The organism is Sphingobacterium endophyticum, assembly GCF_009733535.1.
GTDB classification, from domain to species: domain Bacteria; phylum Bacteroidota; class Bacteroidia; order Sphingobacteriales; family Sphingobacteriaceae; genus Sphingobacterium; species Sphingobacterium endophyticum.
The window spans coordinates 197,538-217,893 of sequence record NZ_SMMI01000006.1 but is presented as its reverse complement, the minus strand read 5'-3'; the positions used below and the strand labels follow the sequence as shown (position 1 = coordinate 217,893).

Genomic DNA, 20,356 nt, shown 5'->3' with positions numbered 1-20,356 from the left:
CCACTATTGCCAGGTCCAGACATCTTCGACAAACACAAAAACATTTCTGTATGTACCGCGAAGCTTTCTCATATATTCCGTTGCTGCGGAACGGCTTGTAAAGTCACCAACTTTGACCCTGTAGTTTGGTTCTACATAATCTAGGTAAGCATTAATTTCAGAGTTCTGGCTTTGAAATCCTCGCTGAACATTCTCAGCTTCCCGACGGCTTGAACCTGAAAAAATCTGAACCCTAAAACCACGGACTTTTACTCGGGTTGCCCTCGATTTGTCAATGGTTTTAGGCTCCAAACTTACTGCTTTGTTCGCAGATGGATTTATTGCGTAAAATGATCGGTATTCCTGTAAAAGACCTATTAATGAATCTTTTTCAACGTTTACCTTGTTTTCTTGCGCTTTCGATACTGATACCAAAGCGAATAGAATTAAACAGCTTACTATAAATCCCTTGTATTTCATTGTTTTATTAACCTTGTTTTCCGTGACAGTTTTTATACTTCAACCCAGAACCACAAGGACATTCATCATTTCTTCCAATAGCCTGCTCTTTACGAATTGGCTGAGTTATCTGAGGATCTTGCGTATTCAAGTCTTCTTCAGAAACTCCTGTCGGAGAACTTAACTCTTCTTTTGTTTCTTTAACCTTTACCTTAGGTGCCTCTGGGCGTGCTGCTTGAATGTTTTGAGGTTCTTGCTGCTGTCCAGGAATCTCGCCTTTGAACAAGAAACTTACAATATCTTTATTCATGCCGGCCAACATGGTTTTAAACAAGTTGTAAGCCTCCATTTTATAGATAATGATCGGATCCTTCTGCTCATATCTAGCATTCTGTACAGATTGTTTCAAATCATCCATTTCTCGTAGATGCTCTTTCCATGCCTCATCGATCAAAGCTAATACAATGCCTTTTTCAAATGATTTGAAAACTTCTTTCCCCTTACTTTCTACAGCTTTTTGAAGATTTGTAGCAACTTGAATGCCACGAATTCCATCTGAAAAAGGAACAATGATATTTTCTATCATGCTTCCACGCTCAGCAAGTACATTTGTCAATACCGGTAAGGTCTGCTCCGCAACGTTAATTGCTTTGCGATGGTAATAACCTATTACTTGGTCAAATAGCTTATCAACTAGGCTAGGAACGGATTCACTAGCAAATTCTTCTTGGGTAATTTCAGGATTGATTGCAAATACACGGATAACTTCTATTTGAAATTCATCAAATGAATTGTCTTCTTTTGCCTGCAAAACAACATCCTCAACAACATCGTAAATTGTGTTGTTCAAATCAACATCTAAACGCTCTCCAAATAATGCATTCTTCCGTTTAGTATAGATTACTGTACGCTGTGAGTTCATCACATCGTCATATTCTAACAAATGCTTACGCGTTCCAAAGTTGTTCTCTTCTACTTTGCGCTGTGCTCTTTCGATAGATTTGGTCAACATACCATGTTGCATCACTTCTCCATCTTCAACACCCATCTTAACCATCAAGTTAGAAATACGCTCAGATGCAAATAAACGCATCAACGGATCCTCTAATGAAACAAAGAATTGGGATGATCCTGGGTCACCTTGACGTCCTGCACGACCTCTTAACTGACGGTCAACACGACGTGACTCGTGACGCTCGGTACCAATAATTGCCAATCCTCCCGCGTTAATAACTTCCTCCGTAAGCTTAATATCCGTACCACGACCCGCCATGTTGGTAGCAATAGTTACCTGTCCTGGACGACCAGCCTCTGCAACGATATCAGCCTCTTTCTGGTGTAATTTAGCGTTCAATACATTGTGTTTTACACCGCGTAATTTCAACATACGGCTTAATAATTCCGAAATCTCAACCGACGTAGTACCAACCAATACCGGACGGCCTTGTTCAGTCAATGTTTGGATTTCTTGTGCTACCGCATTATATTTTTCACGTGCCGTACGATAGATCAAATCTTGACGGTCATCACGTTGTATTCCTTTGTTAGTAGGGATCTCAACAACATCTAATTTGTAGATTTCCCAAAGCTCTCCCGCCTCTGTAGATGCTGTACCTGTCATTCCTGATAACTTATGGTACATACGGAAGTAGTTCTGTAAGGTAATGGTCGCATAAGTTTGTGTCGCGTCCTCTACTTTAACATTTTCCTTAGCCTCAATTGCCTGGTGCAATCCGTCTGAATAACGACGGCCATCCATAATACGACCCGTTTGTTCATCAACAATCTTAACCTTACCCTCGTCAACGATATATTGATCGTCAATTTCAAATAAAGTATAAGCCTTCAATAACTGGTTGATGGAATGGATACGCTCAGCTTTGATCGAGTAATCACGCATTAACTCTTCTTTCTTCTGCGCTTTTTCCTCAACAGGGATTTCTGATTTTTCAATCTCCGCAATCTCAGTACCTACATCCGGTAGAATGAAGAAATTTGGATCTTCTCCTGTTGCCGTAATTAACTCAATACCTTTTTCTGTTAATTCTACCTGATTGTTTTTCTCGTCAATTACAAAGAACAATTCAGCATCTGCCTTTGGCATATGGCGGTTTTGCTCCTGCATGTAATAATTTTCAACCTTTTGAAGAATCTGACGGTGATTGCTTTCAGATAGATATTTGATCAACGCTTTGTTTTTAGGCAAACCACGATATGCACGGAATAATGCCAATCCTCCTTTTTCAGGATCGGTGTCATTATCAGCAATTGCTTTTTTCGCTTGGTTTAATACGGTGTTGATATATGCTTTTTGAGCGTTTACTAAACGTTCAATTCTTGGTTTCAATTGATAGAACTCATGTTGGTCACCCATTGGAATAGGACCGGAGATAATCAATGGCGTACGAGCGTCATCGATCAATACAGAATCCACCTCATCAATCATTGCAAAGTGCAATTTACGCTGTACCATCGACTCTTTCGTGTTCGTCATGTTGTCACGTAGGTAATCGAAACCAAACTCATTGTTCGTTCCATAAACGACGTCACTCAAATAAGCCTGACGACGTTGTGGTGAGTTCGGCTGATACTTGTCAATACAGTCTACGCTCATTCCATGGAATTCGAAGATTGGACCATTCCATTCCGAGTCACGACGTGCTAAGTAATCATTCACCGTTACGATGTGAATACCTTGACCTGCTAATGCATTAAGATAGGTTGGCAACGTACCTACTAAGGTTTTACCCTCACCCGTAGACATCTCAGCGATTTTACCTTGATGTAGCACGATACCACCGATCAACTGTACATCGTAGTGAACCATATTCCAGGTAACCTCTGTTCCTGCAGCAGTCCAGGTGTTTTTCCAAAATGCTTTATCACCTTGAATGCTAACGTTAGGTTTACGAGCTGCGATGTCCCTATCGAACTGTGATGCCGTAACCTCAATTTCTTTATTTTCAGTAAAGCGACGTGCAGTATCCTTAACAACAGCAAAAGCTTCAGGTAATATCTCTAATAATACTTCCTCAAGCTTCTTGTCGCGATCTTTTGTCAATTTGTCAATCTTGTCGTAGGTTGAAGTTTTTAGCTCCATATCCTCTGTAGCTTCAGCAGACTCTTTTAAACCGTTGATCTCAGTGTCGATCTCCTGCAAATAGTCGCTGATTCTCTGTTTAAAATCTAGGGTCTTTCCGCGTAACTCATCGTGCGTTAATCCAGATAATTTCTCGTATTCTTCCTTGATTTTATTTACTAATGGTTGTACTCCTTTAACATCTCTTTCAGACTTACTACCAAATAATTTGCTTAAAAACTTTAACATAATTTTTTATTTCTCTATTCGCATGTACAATAATGAATCCAATTCAAATTGACAGACATTTTGACATTAATCGGGCAAATTTAGTTATTAAGGTTGATAACTAATACGTTCCTGATTCTTTTTTATTAATTATTTTACTAAAAACAAGTTTTTCTCCGTATTGGGCACTAAGTTCAATTCCCTAGCCTTCTCGAACATCTGTCTAATCGCCTTTTTGCCTTCATCACCCAAGTTCTCAGAATATTTATTGACATATAATTCTATATGTTTATACATCACGGATTCATCCATTTCCTGAGCATGAGAACGGATATATTCCAATCCAGACTTTGGATTTTCGAAACCAAATTGAACACTCTCTGAAATCAATTGATTCACTTTATCTTTTACCTCTTGTGGCAGGGTTCTTTTGATCACGATACCTCCCAATGGAATAGGAGAGCCTGTTGTCTTTTCCCAATAGTCACCCAGGTCAACAATTTTTTGAAGACCCTTTTCCATATAAGTAAATCTATTTTCATGAATAATTAGGCCAACATCGATGCTTCCATCCAGCAAAGACTTTTCGATATCGGAAAATACCATAATCTCTTTATTGCTTAGTTCAGGAAATGCCAGGCCCAGCAAAAAATTCGCTGTTGTATATTTTCCGGGAATTCCAACACGTAATGACTTGAATTTCTCGGGCATTTCTGCCTTTCCAACAAATGCGGCTAATTCTTTCGCCAAATGCTCATCCTTGCAAATTAGCAACGGCCCTACGCCAAAACCTAGTGCAGAACCCGAATCTAGCAACTCATAATCCTCAACCGCATAGGCAAAAGCATGATAGCTTAATTTCGTGATATCCAAGTCCCCACGGAATGCTTTTGCATTCAGGGTCTCAACATCATGGTATTCCACGTGAAACTGCAAACCTTCACAATCAATCTTATTGTGAATTAATGCATCAAAAATAAATGTATCATTTGGACAGGGTGAAAAACCCAAGGATAGTTCCATATTATCTTAATTAAAAAATGCTGATGTTCTTCGTAAAAACCAATAACATCATCCCTAAAAATGTCGCCAATACCAAGCCATTTCCAAACTTATCCATTTCCTTCTTATAACTAATCCAACAGCCAACTAAATTAATTGCAGCCGCAATGACATAAAGTCCTGTCGGTTTATCAGGAAATAATTGTGACTGAACATCCGTATAACGCATCAAAATAAAGGCAAGTAATGGAAAGATTAATCCCAATAAAAAGCCTACTAAAACACTGTTCTTCATTCTATTTATCAAAAGACCAAGAATTCAATTCTGGAATCACATGATGAGCGGTCATATCAAACTGCGTAGGAACTATAGATACATAGCCATTATTAATGGCATAAGCATCCGTATCCTCCCCGCGATCTTGCAGATCGAAATTACCCGTCATCCAAAAATATTCCCGGTTGTATGGGTCCAAACGCTCGTCAAATTCCTCAAACCACTTCGCATTAGCCTGCCTACAGATTTTTATTCCCTTAATTTCAACACTCTTATTCGGGAAATTAACATTCAACAGTGAGTTTTTAGGTAACCCATTTAATAATACTTGCTCAGCTATCGTTTTAACCCACGAACGAGTATGTGAGAAATCTGCATTATAGGCAAAATCATCTAATGAATATCCAATTGAAGGTATGCCCTCAATAGCACCTTCTACCGCAGCAGACATCGTTCCTGAATACAATACATTAATCGAATAATTCAATCCATGGTTAATCCCCGATACGCACAGATCCGGCTTTTTTCCTTTAAAGATTTTATTAACTGCCAATTTTACACAGTCAACCGGAGTTCCTGAACATTTGTACATTTCAACGCCTTCATAAAGGTCAATTTTGTCTAACCTTAAAGGCTTACCAATGGTTATTGCATGTCCCATTCCAGATTGTGGACTGTCTGGCGCAACAACAACCACATTTCCAATCTCCTGCATCACCTCCAACAAAACCTTAATTCCCGGAGCGGTTATGCCATCATCATTCACAACTAATATGGTGGGTTTCTTTTTCGTCATACTGCTAAGTTAACAAATTATAGCTTCAACTTATTCAATTTATGCTTGTGCTTGATTTTGGTTTTGGTCGTGTTTTGCTCTGCTCTCATCCGCACAATGTTATGACCTTGTCCACAGCTGGTCCGCTGATATCCGGACGAGCTGTGGATCACCGCTGGATGAGGTGTGGACGAGACACGAGCAAAACACGACTAAAACACGAGCAAAGACAAAATGAAACCCCCAAAAAAACAACAAAAAAAGGTTGGCATAAATGCCAACCTTTTATATGTTTTATGGAATTAACCTAGTTTATTCAACCAGTCAACAACTTCTTCTCTGGTCTTGCCTAACTTCTGTTGTAGCTTTCCTAATAATTCATCATCCTTACCTTCTTCGTAAGCTAAATCATCATCAGTCCATTCCGCGTATTCTTGTTTGATTTTACCTTTAAGTTCGTTCCACTTACCTTTTAAATCTAATTTATCCATTTCTTATTTCCTCCTATTGTTTAATATGATATATAAGTAAAACAAGAAGTATTTGAAATAGTTTTGGAGACTCTGAGTTTTTTCATGAAACTCAAGAAATTAAAATTAAGAGTATAGTCCTTTTTTATCTATAAAATCAATAACCGGATCTGGGGTGTAAAATTTTACTGATTTTCCTTCTTTGATAGCATTTCTCAAAAATGTAGAAGATAATTCCATAACCGGAGTGTCGGTCATGCTAATTGCTGGATGGTTTCTCATTTCTCCGGCATCATAGCCTGGACGGGGATAGACAATAATTTTATAGTCCCGGAGTAAAATATCGGCATTCTTCCATTTTGTGAGTCCCATTAAATTGTCCTCTCCCATAATCAGGAGGAACTCTTTGGTTGGGTATTTTTCAGAAAGATGTGTTAGGGTATCTATAGTATACGAAGGTTGAGGAAGGCTGAATTCGATATCACTAGCTCTCAGATTGTCGGCACCATCAATTGCAAGGTTGACCATTTCTAGTCGGTCATACATATTTCCCAAGCTTTTTTTATCCTTAAACGGATTTTGAGGGGAAACTACGAACCAAACTTCATCAAGGAAAGTATAATTGGCCATATAATTGGCGATGATCAAATGACCTATATGTATCGGGTTGAAGGAGCCAAAAAATAAACCAACTTTACTATTTGCCATAATTAGGAATTAATAAAATCTAAAACTAGTTTTTCAGCTTCGGCACAAGCGGTTTCTAAGTCGTTATTTTGAAGGATTACATCAAATTTATCGGCGAATGTTAATTCGTGTTCTGCCTTTGCAAATCTTTCTTTAAGTTTTTCTTCAGAATCCGTTCCTCTTCCTGTCAATCTTTCCTTTAGTACCTCAATTGAAGGAGGATTTACAAAAATCGCTAATGCCTGTTCAGGGAATTTTGATTTCAATCGAAGTCCTCCAACAACGTCAATATCAAAAATAACGTGTTTTCCTTCATTCCAAATACGCTCTACCTCTGAACGCAAGGTTCCATAAAAGGTACCTGAATAAACTTCTTCAAATTCAATAAATTCGTGTTTAGCAACTTTATGAAGGAAATCTTCTTTAGAGATGAAATAATAATCTTCACCGTTCACTTCATTACCGCGAGGAGCACGGGTGCTGGCAGAAATGGAAAAGGAAATTTTGTCTCCGTGTTTTTCTAGCAACCTTCTTACGATAGTGGTTTTGCCCGCTCCTGATGGAGCAGAAAAAATAATTAGTTTGCCGCTCATTCTATAAGACGTTTAATAGTTGTTCTTTCACCTTCTCCAATTCATCTTTCATCTTAACGACGATTTGTTGGATCTGCGCGTTATTAGCTTTTGAACCTAAGGTATTGATTTCACGACCCATTTCTTGGGAAATAAATCCTAATTTCTTACCATTGGAATCCTGACTATTTAATGCTTCAACAAAGTAATTGCAGTGTGAGCGGAGGCGGACCTTTTCTTCAGTAATATCTAACTTTTCAATATAGAAAACCAGTTCCTGCTCGAAACGATTCATATCTACATTTTCTTTTCCTACGGCGTCTTCCATGTATTGATTGATTCTTTCGCGAATCAAAGGAATACGGCTACCTTCCACAGCTTCAACTTCGGTCAGGTATGATAAAATCAAGGAAACGCGATATTCTAGGTCTTTTTTCAGGACAGACCCTTCATCTTCTCTAAATTTATTGAATTTCTTAATTGCGGCATGAAATGCATCAACCAATACTTTTCCCTCCTCTTCGTCAACCTCATCATCATGGCTGATTACTTCAGGCATATTTAATGCTAATTCAAACATGTTTGATTTCGTATCGCCGAGTTGAAATGCGATATCCTGCAATTGCTTATAATATGCTTTTAATAGATCGGCGTTAATTGTTGCACCTTTTGCGGTTTGGTCAACGTATTCCGTTGAAATATTGATATTTACCTTACCACGTTCAATCAATTTACTACACTCCCCACGAAGTAATAGTTCTTTATCAGATACAGCCTTTGGCAAACGAAGGTTCAGTTCTAAGAACTTAGAATTTAAGGATTTGATCTCTACAGTATATTTAACCGTACTATTATCAGCAGTACCAATACCGTAACCTGTCATTGATTTTATCATATGCAAAGGTATAAAAATTAAGAAAAGAAATTACCAATCATGTTTTGCGATTAACACGCATAAATAAGTTTTATAGGCAGCACCTCTTTTCACGTGGACAAATCCAATCCCGACGTCTTGTAAAGAACCGTTCCATTGGTCTAATCCCAGCATGTGCTTTCTATGCATGAAGCCTGGAGAACCACGTCCAATGATGAATGATTTAATTCCGTCGATTGCCGTTTCATGGTTTGCTGCAATGGACTCAAAGTTATTTGTGGAGCGTTTCTTCAGCCAGTCGGGGTTGAGGTAATATCCAGCTTCGCTAATATGAAAGTTAGGGCCGTATCCGTCCGGATCGGTATGATCGAAGTAATTTCTTCTAGCCATGTCCTTAGCTCTTTCTTCAGCAACACGAGCTAGTTTGTCGTTCCATATGAGTTTGGTTTGTTTGACATTCTTTAGATTGTTCACTTTAATCTCCTTGCCGTATTTTTTGGGGTTCATACGAAAGGCATTCAGGTAATTGAAAGCTTGTTTCGCTTCTCTACGATCGACTTTGATGTTTTGGGCTAAAATGGGCTGTGCCCATAGGATAAAAGCAAATAAAATATATCTCATAGAAATGTTTAAGATAAAGACTGCGATTTAAACTCAACGTTTAAACAAGCTTTTGAATTAAACAGATTTTTTTGTGAATTTCTCTTTGATTACTTCAATGATTGGGGGCAGTAGCGAGATTCCAATGATGGCGAGAACGACGATAGAAAAGTTATTCTTGACAAATGAAATCTGTCCGAAAAAGAATCCTCCTAAAAGGAACAAGGTTACCCAAAGAATCCCACCGACAATATTGTATAAACCAAATTTAGAGTATGGCATCTTGACAACTCCTGCTACAAAAGGAGCAAATGTTCTTACGATTGGGACAAAACGAGCGTAAATAATTGTTTTTAACCCGTACTTGTCGTAAAAACCCTGGGTTTTTTCTAAGTATGAGGGTTTAAAGATCTTGGAATCTTTTCTGAATACCCTTTGTCCAAAATGTTTCCCAATTTCATAGTTTACGAAATCACCGAGTATCGCTGCTGCGATAAGCAGAACCAGCATCACGATTAGATTTAAATTTGTTTCTGGCTTTGCTATTAGGGCACCCATTGCAAAAAGTACGGAATCTCCGGGAAGGAATGGCGTAACGACCAGCCCTGTTTCAGCAAAAATGATTAAGAAAAGTATCAGATAGGTCCACATTTGATATTCTTGGGTAATATCGATTAGATGTTTGTCGATATGAAGAATGAAATCGATTAAGGCAGATATTAATTCCATGACTATAAATTCAATTCTAATAAGCAACAATTGAACCAAGCTCCCTCCAAAAAGAATAAATTATAGATAAAAAAATTAGCCCTGCATTCAGGGCTAATTTCATATTTCTTATAAAGATCGAATAGATGTCTAAAACTTATTTAGCATCTTTTTTTCTATATTTTTCCCTTACGACTTCAATAACCGGAGGTAAGATTGAAAGGATTATAATTGCAAAAACTACAATTGTAAAGTTGTCCTTGATAATAGGAAGACCTCCGAAGAAATAGCCTATAAACAAGAAAGAAGTAACCCAAAGGATTGCACCAATAACATTGTAAGATGCAAATTTAGCGTATGACATAGATCCGACACCAGCTACGAAAGGAGCAAAAGTTCTTATAATCGGGACAAAACGAGCATATATAATGGTTTTACCGCCATATTTTTCATAAAACTTTTCAGTTTTATCAAGATATTCTTTTTTGAGGAATTTATATTTTCCGGAGAAAGCTTTGGGTCCGATGTATTTACCGATATGGTAATTGACCAAATCCCCTAAAATTCCAGCAATCATTAACAGTCCCCACATCAGAAAAATGTTAAGATCTGTTTCTGGTTTAGCAATAATAGCACCAGCTGCAAATAATAAGGAGTCACCCGGTAAGAAAGGAGTAACAACAAGTCCAGTTTCGGCAAAAATAATCAGGAACAGGATCAAATAGGTCCATGTCTGATAATTATTAACGATTTCCACCAGATGGTCATCAATGTGGAGGATAAAGTCAATAAGGGCAGAGATTAAATCCAAGGTTGTGTTTTATTAGATATTGTTCAACATTACAGGCATAACCAACATCAAGATGTCTTCATGATCTTCTTTGATTGCTGGAACCAATAAACCGGCACGATTTGGAGTACTCATTTCGAGCACAACCTCTTCGCAGTTTAAGTTATTAAGCATTTCAACCAGGAATTTGGCATTGAAACCGATCTCCATGTCTTCCCCTTCAAATTGACAGCTTAATCTTTCGTGAGCCTCATTAGAGAAATCAAGATCTTCAGCAGAGATATGAAGTTCACTTCCCGAGATTTTTAAACGTACCTGATGGGTAGTTTTGTTGGCGAAAATAACTACACGACGTAGTGTGTTTAAGAACAAAGAACGGTCAACGGTAAGTTTATTAGGGTTTAAACGCGGAATTACGGCTTCATAATCAGGATATCTCTCATCAATTAAACGGCAGATCAGATTGATTGTTCCAAATTGGAAGAATGCATTTGTATTGTTGTATTCCACTGAAACATTCACATCATCAGAAGGGAGTGAAGATTTCAATAGTGTTAGTGCTTTTTTAGGTAAGATTATAGAAGTTGCTTTTTCAGCACCTACATCGGTACGGCGATAACGTACAAGTTTATGGGCATCAGTTGCTACAAAAGTAATGGACTGTTCAGCCAATTGAACGAATACACCGGACATTGCAGGTCGCAATTCATCATTGCTTACTGCGAAAATTGTTTTGTTAATAGCTTCCAATAAAATTGGTGCAGAAATATTGACTGTTGAAATATTTTCAACGACAGGGATTTTAGGGAAATCATCGGCATTTTCACCGCTTAATTTGTACTTACCATCACCGGCGGAAATTTCGATAGCCAGAGTTTTCGTATCGACTGAGAATGCCACTGGTTGATCAGGGAGCGTTTTTAGCGTTTCGATCAAGATTTTGGATGGCATTGCTACACGTCCTTCTTCTTTTGCTTCGATTTGCAAAGTCGTCACCATGCTGGTTTGCAAATCCGTAGCGGAAATGGTCAGGATGTTTTCTTTGATTTCGAACAGAAAATTCTCAAGGATTGGTAGCACTGTGCTGGAGCTAGAGGCGCCACTAATAGCCTGTAATTGTTTCAGTAATATGGACGTTGATACAATAAATCTCATTTCTTTTAGCTAATAGATTTTACTGCAATAATACAGAAAAGAATCTAATTTTTTGCAATTCAAATTAGACTTCAAGCGCATAAACATTAAAAAGCACTGCATTAAAATTTGTACATTTGTAAGATTAGGTATGCAATTTAAAAATATCGTAGGCCATCAGGCGCTCAAAGAGCATCTTATTTCGACGGTTCATGAAAATCGTGTGAGCCATGCGCAGCTATTTTTAGGGCCTGAAGGTTCTGGAAGTTTGGCATTAGCATTGGCCTACGCACAATTCATAAACTGTGAGGAGCCATTAGCGAGCGATAGTTGCGGAAGATGTCCTTCCTGTATCAAGTATGAAAAATTGATACATCCTGATTTGCATTTTTCCTATCCATTTTTCGCCAAGAAAGCGGATGAAACAGCCAGTACCTATATGGAAGATTGGCGGAAGGCATTTTTGGAAAACCCATACATGAGCCTAGGGCATTGGCGAAATCAATTGGAGGCGGAGAATAAACAGGCGAACATCAATATTGCGGAAGCCCATGATATCATAAAAAAGCTGAGCTTAAAATCTTTTGAAGCTGAATATAAAGTTTTAATCATGTGGTTGCCAGAATATTTGGATACCCAAGGGAATGCGTTATTAAAACTTATTGAGGAACCACCGGCCAAGACCTTGTTTTTGTTGGTCGCTGAGAACCAGGATAAAATATTAAATACGATCATCTCCAGAACCCAATTGGTAAAAGTCAATAAACTTTCCAATGATGAGATTCTGCAGTTTTTGGTTAATGACAAGCATATTGATGTCAATCGAGCGAATGAGATCGCCTTTATTGCAGATGGAAATGTACAGTCGGCGATTAATCAGCTTGAAGAGGCAACAAATGAGAATTTTGATCTGTTAATTCGGTGGTTACGCTGTATCGTAACAGATGCTGGCTTGAACATTATACAGATCTGTGATGAGGAAATCAGCAAATTAGGGCGTGAGAATCAAAAATTATTTTTGCTCTACAGCATTAATGTTTTAAGACAGATTGTGTTATTAAACCAAGGTTTAGACAATTTAGTCTTTTTAAAGGATGCAGAGTTGGGGTTTGTCAAAAAGTTTAGTGAAATCAGCAGTTTAGAGCAGCTGGAGGTTGCGATCGATCTTTTGGAGAAAACGCATTATTCTGTTGAAAGAAATGCAAATCCTAAAATATTATTTTTAGATTTATCTTTGCAGTTAGTTTTACTATTTAAATATAATACGTTCCCTCAGGGGACTCAATATATATAATTATAAAAATATGGGATGTGGCAGTTGCTCATCCGGGGGTGGTTGCGGAAGTCAATCACTAGGCACGGTACCGGCAGGTTGTAATAACAATGGTACGTGCATGACCAGCGGATGTAATAAATTAGATATTTACGATTGGTTAGTCGATATGGACTTACCATCTAACTATAAACCTTTTGACATTGTTGAAGTTCGTTTTAAAGGCTCTAGAAAGGAGTTTTTTATTAATACGGACAATATTTACCTAGAAATGGGAGAGATGGTCGTTGTAGAGCCCAATACGGGGGGATATGACATTGGCCATGTTTCGCTGACGGGTGAATTGGTTCGGCTTCAACTGAAAAAGAATAACGTCAAACCTGAAGACGTTTTAAAGAAAGTTTACCGAAAGGCGAACGAGAATGATGTTGCCAAATATAATCTGGCAAAGGAATTAGAATGGGAAACTATGCATCGCGCAAGGAATCTAGCGCTAGAGCTTGGTTTATCTATGAAGATATCCGATGTTGATTATCAAGGAGACAAGACCAAGGCGACTTTTTACTATACCGCAGAAGGTCGTGTTGATTTCCGGGAGTTGATTAAAAGAATGGCCGAAGCCTTTCGCATCCGGATTGAAATGCGACAAATTGGTATGCGTCAAGAGGCGAGCCGACTGGGAGGTATTGGTTCCTGTGGAAGGGAGCTATGCTGTTCTACCTGGTTGACAGATTTCAAAACAGTTTCTACCTCAGCCGCACGGTATCAAAACCTATCGTTGAATACGCTGAAATTGGCGGGCCAATGTGGTAAATTAAAGTGCTGTTTGAACTATGAGCTTGACAGCTATATGGATGCCCTTAAGGACATTCCAAATAATGTTGACCGTATAGAAACACATTCTGGCGTTGCCTACTTACAAAAGACAGATATATTCAAGAAAACAATGTGGTTTACTTACCCACATGCAGAGTCTTGGATTCCACTATCTGTAGAACAGGTAAGAGAGTTTGCTGAAATGAATTCACAAGGCAAAAAGCCACAGGAGTTATTCATTCCTGAGAAAGAAGAAACGGTAAATGTTCCTAACCCGGATTATGAAAATGTAGTTGGGCAGGATAGTTTAACACGACTTGATGACCGTAATAGGAAGAAAAAGAAGCGTAAGCCTAAGCGTAATCCTGAGGGAGCTCAAAACCCTAATGGGGAGAAACAACCTCAGAAACCTAGGAATGAGCAAAGACCAAGCAACAATAACGGTCCACAAAAGCCTAAGGAGAATAACGGCAACTCTAATTCCAGTGATGAAGCTACCCAAAATCGTAGAAGACCGCAAAACAGGAATAGAAAAAACAATAATAACAGAAATAAAGACAATAATTCAGAGGGGTAATTATTAATCCCATGCGAAGAAATATATTCATAGGTATTATTGTTCTCTTACTGGCTTCGTGCCAGGAAGGACCGTTCTATGAAAAGAATTCCGTTATTCCAGGACAACTCTGGGATAACGGATTTAAACCAGAATTCCAAGTTGAAGTGAAGGATAAGCAGAATCGGTATGATCTGTATTTTAACCTTAGACATACAGCTTATTATCCCTATACCTCATTCTCATTTCAAGTAAATCAGCGCGGAAAATCAAGTCAGGACAGCAGTCTACGCTATGAGTTTAAATTAGCAGAATCTGATGGGAGCTGGACAGGTAAATCAGCTGGAAACATTTATGAACAGAGCCAATTAATAAAGGAGAATATTTCATTTCCCGATACGGGCATCTATGTGTTTTCAATAGAACAAAACATGAATGACAATCCTTTAAGAGGGATAAATGACGTTGGTATTAAGCTTATTAAAAAATAATTATGCAACTCCTCCGATGGATATTATTTCCATTTACTATCCTGTATACCCTTGTGATCTGGGTAAGGAATAAGTTGTATGACCATCGCATTCTCAAATCAAGGAGTTTTGAAATTCCTACCATTGTTATAGGAAATTTAGCAGTAGGGGGAGCTGGAAAAAGCCCATTAGCTCAAAAATTAATCAGTTATTTTCAGGGGAGATATAAGGTCGCTACTTTAAGCAGGGGATATGGACGGAAAACCAAAGGCTTTCGATATGTACAAATCGCAGATCAAGCAAGCCAAGTAGGAGATGAGCCCTTACAATTCAAAAAGAATTTTCCAGATGTGAGCATATCAGTTGATGAAAATCGAATTAAGGGAATTGAAATCCTTGAGAAGGATCATGATTTGATTATATTGGATGATGCCTATCAACACAGGAAAGTTAAACCCCGGTGTTCCATCTTGCTATTTGAATACCAATCGCTATTACAGCCAATTTATCTGCTTCCAACAGGAAATTTTAGAGATACTTTTGATCAAACAAGAAGAGCTGACCTGGTACTTATTACAAAATGTCCAGCTGATATCCCTATTGAGAATCAAAAAATTATTGAAGATAAAATCAGAAAGCATAATCAGAAGGCATCCGTTTATTATAGTAAAATTGGCTATAAGCCAATAAAGCCTTTGAATAAAGGATCTGAGGATAAGGAATTAAGCCAAATTCCAAAACATATTTTACTTCTGACGGGGATTGCCAATCCAAGACCATTAGTTGAATATTTAATCAATGCAGAAATAAAAAGCGAGCATTTAAAATTCCCAGACCATCATCAATTCGATGAATTCGATTATAAGGTAATTCGGTCAAGGTTTGAGAAAATGCAAAGCCAACATAATGATGTCATTGTGCTTACTACGGAAAAAGATGCACAGCGCCTTTCCTTAGATGAAATTGCAGATATTCCATTTTATTATATTCCTATAGATATCCATATCAATCAAGAAGAGGATTTCTTTAGAGACCTTGAAAAAGCATTACAATTTTAGAGAAAATTATAACCTAAGACATTCAAAATTTCTGATTCTTTCATTAGATATTTTGTCACATTCCAATTTTTTTTTGATTCAACTGAAATAAATAAAAATTAACTGAAATCTTGCTTAAGATATATGTTAAGCCATTATTTGGACAATAAATTCCCTATAGAAGAATAAATTATCCTGTTAAGAAATGTTAAAAAGTAACAAACATGATACAATTACACAATAAAAGATACAATTCGGCTGTTATTTATTGTACAGAAACGGAGTAAATAATAAAAGTTAAAAACAAAAAAATTAAAATCATGAAAAAGTTATTTTTAGCAGTATCCGCAGTATTATTTTCATTAACTCTGACATTTGCTCAGGAAGTAAACCCTGAAGAAAAAGCAAAAGCAACAGTAACAGAATGGACAGAAACATTACAACTGACACCAGAACAACAAACACAGATTTACACAATTGTTTTAGAGCACAAAAAATCTAAACTAGCATTAAAATCTGATAGTACGGTTGCAGACGATGCAAAAGCAACTCAAATTGAGGCATTGACTGCAGATTTAGACAAAAAAGTCAGTGAAATATTGACAGATGAACAAAAACCATTGTATGTAAAAATTGTGGAAGCACGTGCAGCGAAGAAAACACAACTTCCAGAACCTAAAGTACAATAAGCTATCTAATATTCATGTTTCATAAATAAAAAAAAGGTATTGCACCTGGTGCAATACCTTTTTTAATTTATATATATTAAAAACAAAAAGCTTGGGATTATCTCCCAAGCTTAATAATTTCTTTTCTTTACAATGTTTTTGTCTTGACTTAAGACGCTTTTAATTTCTTTTGAATGTCTTGCACGTAAGTTTTGAATTTCTTATCTGTTTCGATAAGGTCTTCAACTGTTTGGCAAGCATAAATTACGGTAGAGTGGTCACGTCCGCCAAAGAAATTACCGATAGATTTCAAAGAAGATTTGGTGTGGTTCTTTGCCAAATACATAGAAATCTGTCTAGCTTGTACGATTTCACGTTTACGAACTTTAGATTTAACCATTTCAACTGGTACCTCGAAGTATTCACATACTAATTTTTGAATGTACTCCATTGAGATTTCCTTATGGGTATTCTTAACAAAGTTCTTTAACATAGACTTTGCTAAGTTTAGATCAATCTCTCTTTTGTTAAGGGTAGATTGTGCTAATAAAGATACCATAGCACCTTCTAATTCTCTTACACTGTTATCAATCTGATTAGCCACATATTCCACTACATTTTCAGGGAGTTCAATACCATCGGAATACATTTTTTTCTTCAGGATTGCCATTCTAGTTTCTAGATCAGGCACTTGAATATCGGCAGATAATCCCCATTTAAAGCGGCTCAACAATCTTTCTTCGAGACCAGAAAGATCTTTAGGCGCTTTATCCGAAGTAAGGATAATTTGCTTTCCTGTTTGATGTAGGTGGTTAAAAATGTGGAAGAAAATATCCTGAGTTTTTTCTTTACCGGCGAAATTATGCACATCATCCATGATAATAACATCCATCGCTTGGTAAAAATTGACGAAATCATTGATTGTATTGTTCTTTAATGAATCAACGAATTGCTGACAGAACTTTTCACAAGAAACATAGATTACCAATTTATCCGGTAAGTTACGTTTGATTTCATTCCCTATTGCTTGGGCCAAATGGGTTTTACCCAAACCAACATCACCATAGACCATCAATGGGTTGAAAGAAGTACCTCCTGGTTTATTTGCGACAGCATATCCAGCAGAACGTGCCAAACGGTTACATTCTCCTTCAATAAAATTGTCGAAAGTGTAATTTTGATTTAATTGAGGATCAACTTGCAATTTCTTTAATCCCGGAATCACGAAAGGATTCTTGATGTTCTTATTTAATGCAACAGGAACAGGAATAGATTGTTTCTTTCCCTCAGCACCATTACCATTCGAAGGAATGTTGGTGGTGTAGGGTGGGTTAGCAGAAGATTTTTCAACAACGATGTTGTATTCTAAACGACCTTGCTCTCCCAAGAACTTTTTAACAGTTTTTCTGAGAATACCTACATAGTGTTCTTCCAACCACTCATAGAAGAACAAACTTGGTACTTGAATAGTTAAAACGTTTCCTTCAAGACGTACAGCTTTAACGGGCTCGAACCATGTTTTAAAACTTTGCGTTGGTATATTATCTTTTATGACTGCAAGACAACTTTCCCAAACACTTGTACACGTTTTTTCCATTCTGAATTTGTTAATAACTTGAAAACCAATATTTGACAAAAATTCTGTTCATAACTTTTGCCTACAACGAATATGACAAAAAAAAATGAGCTAAAAAATTAAAAAAGTAAAAAAAAGCCAAGTCGCTAATAAACAAGATTTTAATTGTAATTTTTAGCATATTTTATCCAAAAACATAGCGCAAAATTATTTTATTAACACATAAAATTTGCTTTCCATTTTTGGTCAGATTTTAAAGCAAAAATTAAGCAAGACATAATAAATGTGGAAAACTTTTAATAAAAAAAGGAAGCCTGTTAGGCTTCCTTATATAGACTCTTGATTGTCTTTGAAATAACCGCTTTTAGTTAAGCAATTATCCTACCAAAGTTTCGGTTTTAATGCCTTTCGTTAATTTACGAACTTGTTCTTCAATTCCAGCAGCATCATATCCGCAAATATGCCAAAGCTCAGCTTGTTCACCATGCTCTACAATACCATCGGGAATACCTAATCTTACAACATGTGCATCATAGCCATGATCAGCCATGAATTCTAAGACTGCTGAACCCACACCTCCCGGTAAACAACCATCTTCAACTGTAATAACATTTTTATACTTTTTGAAAACCTCGTGTAACAAATCTTCATCCAGAGGCTTAGCAAATCTTAAATCATAATGTGCAGGATGTATAGCATCCTCTCTTAAATTTAAAATTGCCTTACTTGCTTCATTACCAATGCTTCCAAAGGTCAGTATAGCAGTTTCCTCGCCATCACAGATTTTCCTTCCTTTACCGATAGGAATTTCTTTAAAAGGAAGTTTCCAATCGGGCATAACTCCATTACCTCGAGGATAACGAATTGTAAAAGGCCCTTTATCAGGTAATTGAGCTGTATACATAAGATTCCTTAATTCCTCTTCGTTCATTGGCGAAGTAACGATCATATTAGGAACACAGCGCATATAAGCAATATCATAAGCGCCATGATGTGTAGGACCATCAGCACCCACTAAACCCGCTCTATCCAAACAGAAAATAACGTTTAGTTTTTGAAGAGCCACATCATGAACAACCTGATCATAGGCTCTTTGCATAAAAGAGGAGTAGATGTTACAGAAAGGCACGAGACCTTGAGCTGCCAAACCAGCACTAAATGTAACGGCATGCTGTTCAGCAATACCAACATCGAATGCTCTATCAGGCATGGCTTTCATCATAATATTCATGGAAGATCCAGAAGGCATAGCTGGAGTAATACCCATTATTTTATTATTTTTTTCAGCCAATTCAACCAGGGTATGACCAAATACATCTTGGTATTTAGGAGGTTGAGGTTTTTCAGAAATAGATTTTTTTATTTCCCCGGTTATTTTATCAAAAAGACCCGGAGCATGCCATTTTGTTTGATCTTTTTCAGCCAGTGCATAACCTTTACCTTTAACAGTAACAACATGCAATAGCTTAGGACCATTAATATGTTTCAAATCTTCAATTGTCTTCACCAATTTATTGACATCATGACCATCAACCGGTCCAAAATATCTAAAATTTAAAGATTCAAAAAGATTGGAATTTTTCAATAAAGTTCCTTTAATGCTTTGTTCAAGTTTTTTAGCCCATCCATAAGCGTTCGGTCCTTTTTTAGATATCTTTTCTAATACAGATACTAAATCATCTCTAAACCTGTTATAGCTTTTTGATGTAGTAATACTGGTTAAATATTCCTTCATTGCCCCAACATTAGGGTCAATGGACATACAATTATCATTAAGGATTACGAGAAGGTTTGATTTTTCAATACCAGCATGATTCAGGGCTTCAAAAGCCATTCCGCCGGTTAGTGCACCATCGCCAATAATAGCAACATGCTGCCTATCGGTTTCACCTTTATACGCTGAGGCCACTGCCATTCCTAAAGCGGCAGAAATAGATGTTGAGGAGTGACCAACTCCAAAAGAATCATATTCGCTTTCGCCACGTTTTGGGAAACCCGACAATCCACCTAAAATTCTATTGGTATGAAATTGATCTCTTCGTCCTGTTAAAATCTTATGTCCGTAAGCCTGGTGTCCAACGTCAAAGATAATCTGATCATAGGGTGTATTCAACGCATAATGCAACGCCACGGTTAATTCTACTACACCTAAACTCGCTGCAAAATGTCCGCCGTTTACAGAAACGATATCAATGATAAACTGTCTCAGCTCCTTACAAACCTCCTCAAGTTCCGATTCTTTAAGATTCCTTAAATCAGATGGAAATTGAATTTTTTGTAATAGCGGTCCTGCTTCTACCTGCATAAATGAAAAATTTCAAAATAA

At 37.3% G+C, this 20,356-nt stretch carries 20 protein-coding genes; 5 read left to right on the top strand and 15 right to left on the bottom strand.

Annotated features, from left to right (window positions below; all coding sequences use genetic code 11):
- Window positions 1-3 precede the first annotated feature (3 nt).
- The 13 genes from E0Y80_RS10105 to dnaN all read right to left on the bottom strand — a co-directional run bounded on the left by E0Y80_RS10105 (window position 4) and on the right by dnaN (window position 11,655).
- Entirely contained in the window at window positions 4-459 is a 456-nt protein-coding gene (locus E0Y80_RS10105) for an SPOR domain-containing protein (protein ID WP_156307547.1), read from the bottom strand.
- Window positions 460-466: 7 nt separating this feature from the next.
- Window positions 467-3,766 (bottom strand): preprotein translocase subunit SecA, encoded by a 3,300-nt coding sequence (gene secA / locus E0Y80_RS10100; RefSeq protein ID WP_156307546.1) that lies wholly within the window; start codon window positions 3,764-3,766, stop codon window positions 467-469.
- Between the two features lie 129 nt (window positions 3,767-3,895).
- Window positions 3,896-4,768: a 1,4-dihydroxy-6-naphtoate synthase gene (locus E0Y80_RS10095; RefSeq protein ID WP_156307545.1), complete on the bottom strand. Its 873-nt coding sequence runs from the start codon at window positions 4,766-4,768 to the stop codon at window positions 3,896-3,898.
- Window positions 4,769-4,778: 10 nt separating this feature from the next.
- A complete protein-coding gene (locus E0Y80_RS10090; protein ID WP_156307544.1) occupies window positions 4,779-5,042 on the bottom strand; it encodes a hypothetical protein in 264 nt (87 codons plus the stop codon).
- Between the two features lies 1 nt (window position 5,043).
- Window positions 5,044-5,820: a 5'/3'-nucleotidase SurE gene (surE, locus tag E0Y80_RS10085; RefSeq protein ID WP_156307543.1), complete on the bottom strand. Its 777-nt coding sequence runs from the start codon at window positions 5,818-5,820 to the stop codon at window positions 5,044-5,046.
- Between the two features lie 281 nt (window positions 5,821-6,101).
- Window positions 6,102-6,290, bottom strand: a complete 189-nt coding sequence (locus tag E0Y80_RS10080) for a CsbD family protein (protein WP_156307542.1) — start codon at window positions 6,288-6,290, stop codon at window positions 6,102-6,104.
- A gap of 105 nt (window positions 6,291-6,395) precedes the next feature.
- Window positions 6,396-6,977: a nicotinate (nicotinamide) nucleotide adenylyltransferase gene (nadD, locus tag E0Y80_RS10075; RefSeq protein WP_156307541.1), complete on the bottom strand. Its 582-nt coding sequence runs from the start codon at window positions 6,975-6,977 to the stop codon at window positions 6,396-6,398.
- Window positions 6,978-6,979: 2 nt separating this feature from the next.
- Window positions 6,980-7,549, bottom strand: coding sequence for a guanylate kinase (gene gmk, locus E0Y80_RS10070; RefSeq protein ID WP_156307540.1), 570 nt, complete (start codon window positions 7,547-7,549; stop codon window positions 6,980-6,982).
- A gap of 1 nt (window position 7,550) precedes the next feature.
- Window positions 7,551-8,423, bottom strand: coding sequence for a YicC/YloC family endoribonuclease (locus E0Y80_RS10065; RefSeq protein ID WP_156307539.1), 873 nt, complete (start codon window positions 8,421-8,423; stop codon window positions 7,551-7,553).
- A 30-nt stretch (window positions 8,424-8,453) separates the two neighbouring features.
- Window positions 8,454-9,023 carry a CAP domain-containing protein gene (locus E0Y80_RS10060; RefSeq protein WP_156307538.1) on the bottom strand — a complete coding sequence of 190 codons (570 nt, stop codon included), beginning with the start codon at window positions 9,021-9,023 and terminating at the stop codon, window positions 8,454-8,456.
- A gap of 57 nt (window positions 9,024-9,080) precedes the next feature.
- Window positions 9,081-9,731, bottom strand: a complete 651-nt coding sequence (locus E0Y80_RS10055) for a DedA family protein (protein ID WP_156307537.1) — start codon at window positions 9,729-9,731, stop codon at window positions 9,081-9,083.
- 136 nt (window positions 9,732-9,867) lie between these two features.
- Window positions 9,868-10,521 (bottom strand): DedA family protein, encoded by a 654-nt coding sequence (locus E0Y80_RS10050; RefSeq protein ID WP_156307536.1) that lies wholly within the window; start codon window positions 10,519-10,521, stop codon window positions 9,868-9,870.
- A gap of 12 nt (window positions 10,522-10,533) precedes the next feature.
- Complete coding sequence (gene dnaN / locus E0Y80_RS10045; RefSeq protein WP_156307535.1) at window positions 10,534-11,655, bottom strand: DNA polymerase III subunit beta; 1,122 nt, start codon at window positions 11,653-11,655, stop codon at window positions 10,534-10,536.
- Between the two features lie 130 nt (window positions 11,656-11,785).
- Here dnaN and E0Y80_RS10040 point away from each other — a divergent pair, with 130 nt between their 5' ends.
- The 5 genes from E0Y80_RS10040 (at window position 11,786) to E0Y80_RS10020 (ending at window position 16,475) form a co-directional block, all read left to right on the top strand.
- On the top strand, window positions 11,786-12,928 hold the full coding sequence (locus E0Y80_RS10040; RefSeq protein ID WP_156307534.1) for a DNA polymerase III subunit: 1,143 nt from the start codon (window positions 11,786-11,788) through the stop codon (window positions 12,926-12,928).
- A 10-nt stretch (window positions 12,929-12,938) separates the two neighbouring features.
- A complete protein-coding gene (locus E0Y80_RS10035; protein ID WP_197091547.1) occupies window positions 12,939-14,300 on the top strand; it encodes a PSP1 domain-containing protein in 1,362 nt (453 codons plus the stop codon).
- A gap of 11 nt (window positions 14,301-14,311) precedes the next feature.
- The gene (locus E0Y80_RS10030) at window positions 14,312-14,770 is read left to right on the top strand and encodes a gliding motility lipoprotein GldH (RefSeq protein ID WP_156307533.1); all 459 of its coding nucleotides are present in this window, start codon (window positions 14,312-14,314) and stop codon (window positions 14,768-14,770) included.
- A 2-nt stretch (window positions 14,771-14,772) separates the two neighbouring features.
- Window positions 14,773-15,807 (top strand): tetraacyldisaccharide 4'-kinase, encoded by a 1,035-nt coding sequence (gene lpxK / locus E0Y80_RS10025; RefSeq protein WP_156307532.1) that lies wholly within the window; start codon window positions 14,773-14,775, stop codon window positions 15,805-15,807.
- 299 nt (window positions 15,808-16,106) lie between these two features.
- Window positions 16,107-16,475: a hypothetical protein gene (locus tag E0Y80_RS10020; RefSeq protein ID WP_156307531.1), complete on the top strand. Its 369-nt coding sequence runs from the start codon at window positions 16,107-16,109 to the stop codon at window positions 16,473-16,475.
- Window positions 16,476-16,623: 148 nt separating this feature from the next.
- On the opposite strand, the gene dnaA is transcribed toward E0Y80_RS10020, so the two are convergent.
- Window positions 16,624-18,051 (bottom strand): chromosomal replication initiator protein DnaA, encoded by a 1,428-nt coding sequence (gene dnaA, locus E0Y80_RS10015; protein ID WP_099369238.1) that lies wholly within the window; start codon window positions 18,049-18,051, stop codon window positions 16,624-16,626.
- Window positions 18,052-18,406: 355 nt separating this feature from the next.
- Window positions 18,407-20,335: a 1-deoxy-D-xylulose-5-phosphate synthase gene (gene dxs, locus E0Y80_RS10010; protein WP_156307530.1), complete on the bottom strand. Its 1,929-nt coding sequence runs from the start codon at window positions 20,333-20,335 to the stop codon at window positions 18,407-18,409.
- Between the last annotated feature and the right edge of the window lie 21 nt (window positions 20,336-20,356).

Coding starts and splice junctions, on each gene's coding strand:
- E0Y80_RS10055 (WP_156307537.1), bottom strand. CDS start 9,731: ATGGAATTAATATCTGCCTTAATCGATTTCATTCTTCATATCGACAAA.
- dxs (WP_156307530.1), bottom strand. CDS start 20,335: ATGCAGGTAGAAGCAGGACCGCTATTACAAAAAATTCAATTTCCATCT.
- E0Y80_RS10060 (WP_156307538.1), bottom strand. CDS start 9,023: ATGAGATATATTTTATTTGCTTTTATCCTATGGGCACAGCCCATTTTA.
- secA (WP_156307546.1), bottom strand. CDS start 3,766: ATGTTAAAGTTTTTAAGCAAATTATTTGGTAGTAAGTCTGAAAGAGAT.
- E0Y80_RS10090 (WP_156307544.1), bottom strand. CDS start 5,042: ATGAAGAACAGTGTTTTAGTAGGCTTTTTATTGGGATTAATCTTTCCA.
- E0Y80_RS10065 (WP_156307539.1), bottom strand. CDS start 8,423: ATGATAAAATCAATGACAGGTTACGGTATTGGTACTGCTGATAATAGT.
- E0Y80_RS10020 (WP_156307531.1), top strand. CDS start 16,107: ATGAAAAAGTTATTTTTAGCAGTATCCGCAGTATTATTTTCATTAACT.
- nadD (WP_156307541.1), bottom strand. CDS start 6,977: ATGGCAAATAGTAAAGTTGGTTTATTTTTTGGCTCCTTCAACCCGATA.
- surE (WP_156307543.1), bottom strand. CDS start 5,820: ATGACGAAAAAGAAACCCACCATATTAGTTGTGAATGATGATGGCATA.
- gmk (WP_156307540.1), bottom strand. CDS start 7,549: ATGAGCGGCAAACTAATTATTTTTTCTGCTCCATCAGGAGCGGGCAAA.
- dnaA (WP_099369238.1), bottom strand. CDS start 18,051: ATGGAAAAAACGTGTACAAGTGTTTGGGAAAGTTGTCTTGCAGTCATA.
- dnaN (WP_156307535.1), bottom strand. CDS start 11,655: ATGAGATTTATTGTATCAACGTCCATATTACTGAAACAATTACAGGCT.
- E0Y80_RS10080 (WP_156307542.1), bottom strand. CDS start 6,290: ATGGATAAATTAGATTTAAAAGGTAAGTGGAACGAACTTAAAGGTAAA.
- E0Y80_RS10095 (WP_156307545.1), bottom strand. CDS start 4,768: ATGGAACTATCCTTGGGTTTTTCACCCTGTCCAAATGATACATTTATT.
- E0Y80_RS10035 (WP_197091547.1), top strand. CDS start 12,939: ATGGGATGTGGCAGTTGCTCATCCGGGGGTGGTTGCGGAAGTCAATCA.
- E0Y80_RS10040 (WP_156307534.1), top strand. CDS start 11,786: ATGCAATTTAAAAATATCGTAGGCCATCAGGCGCTCAAAGAGCATCTT.
- E0Y80_RS10105 (WP_156307547.1), bottom strand. CDS start 459: ATGAAATACAAGGGATTTATAGTAAGCTGTTTAATTCTATTCGCTTTG.
- lpxK (WP_156307532.1), top strand. CDS start 14,773: ATGCAACTCCTCCGATGGATATTATTTCCATTTACTATCCTGTATACC.
- E0Y80_RS10030 (WP_156307533.1), top strand. CDS start 14,312: ATGCGAAGAAATATATTCATAGGTATTATTGTTCTCTTACTGGCTTCG.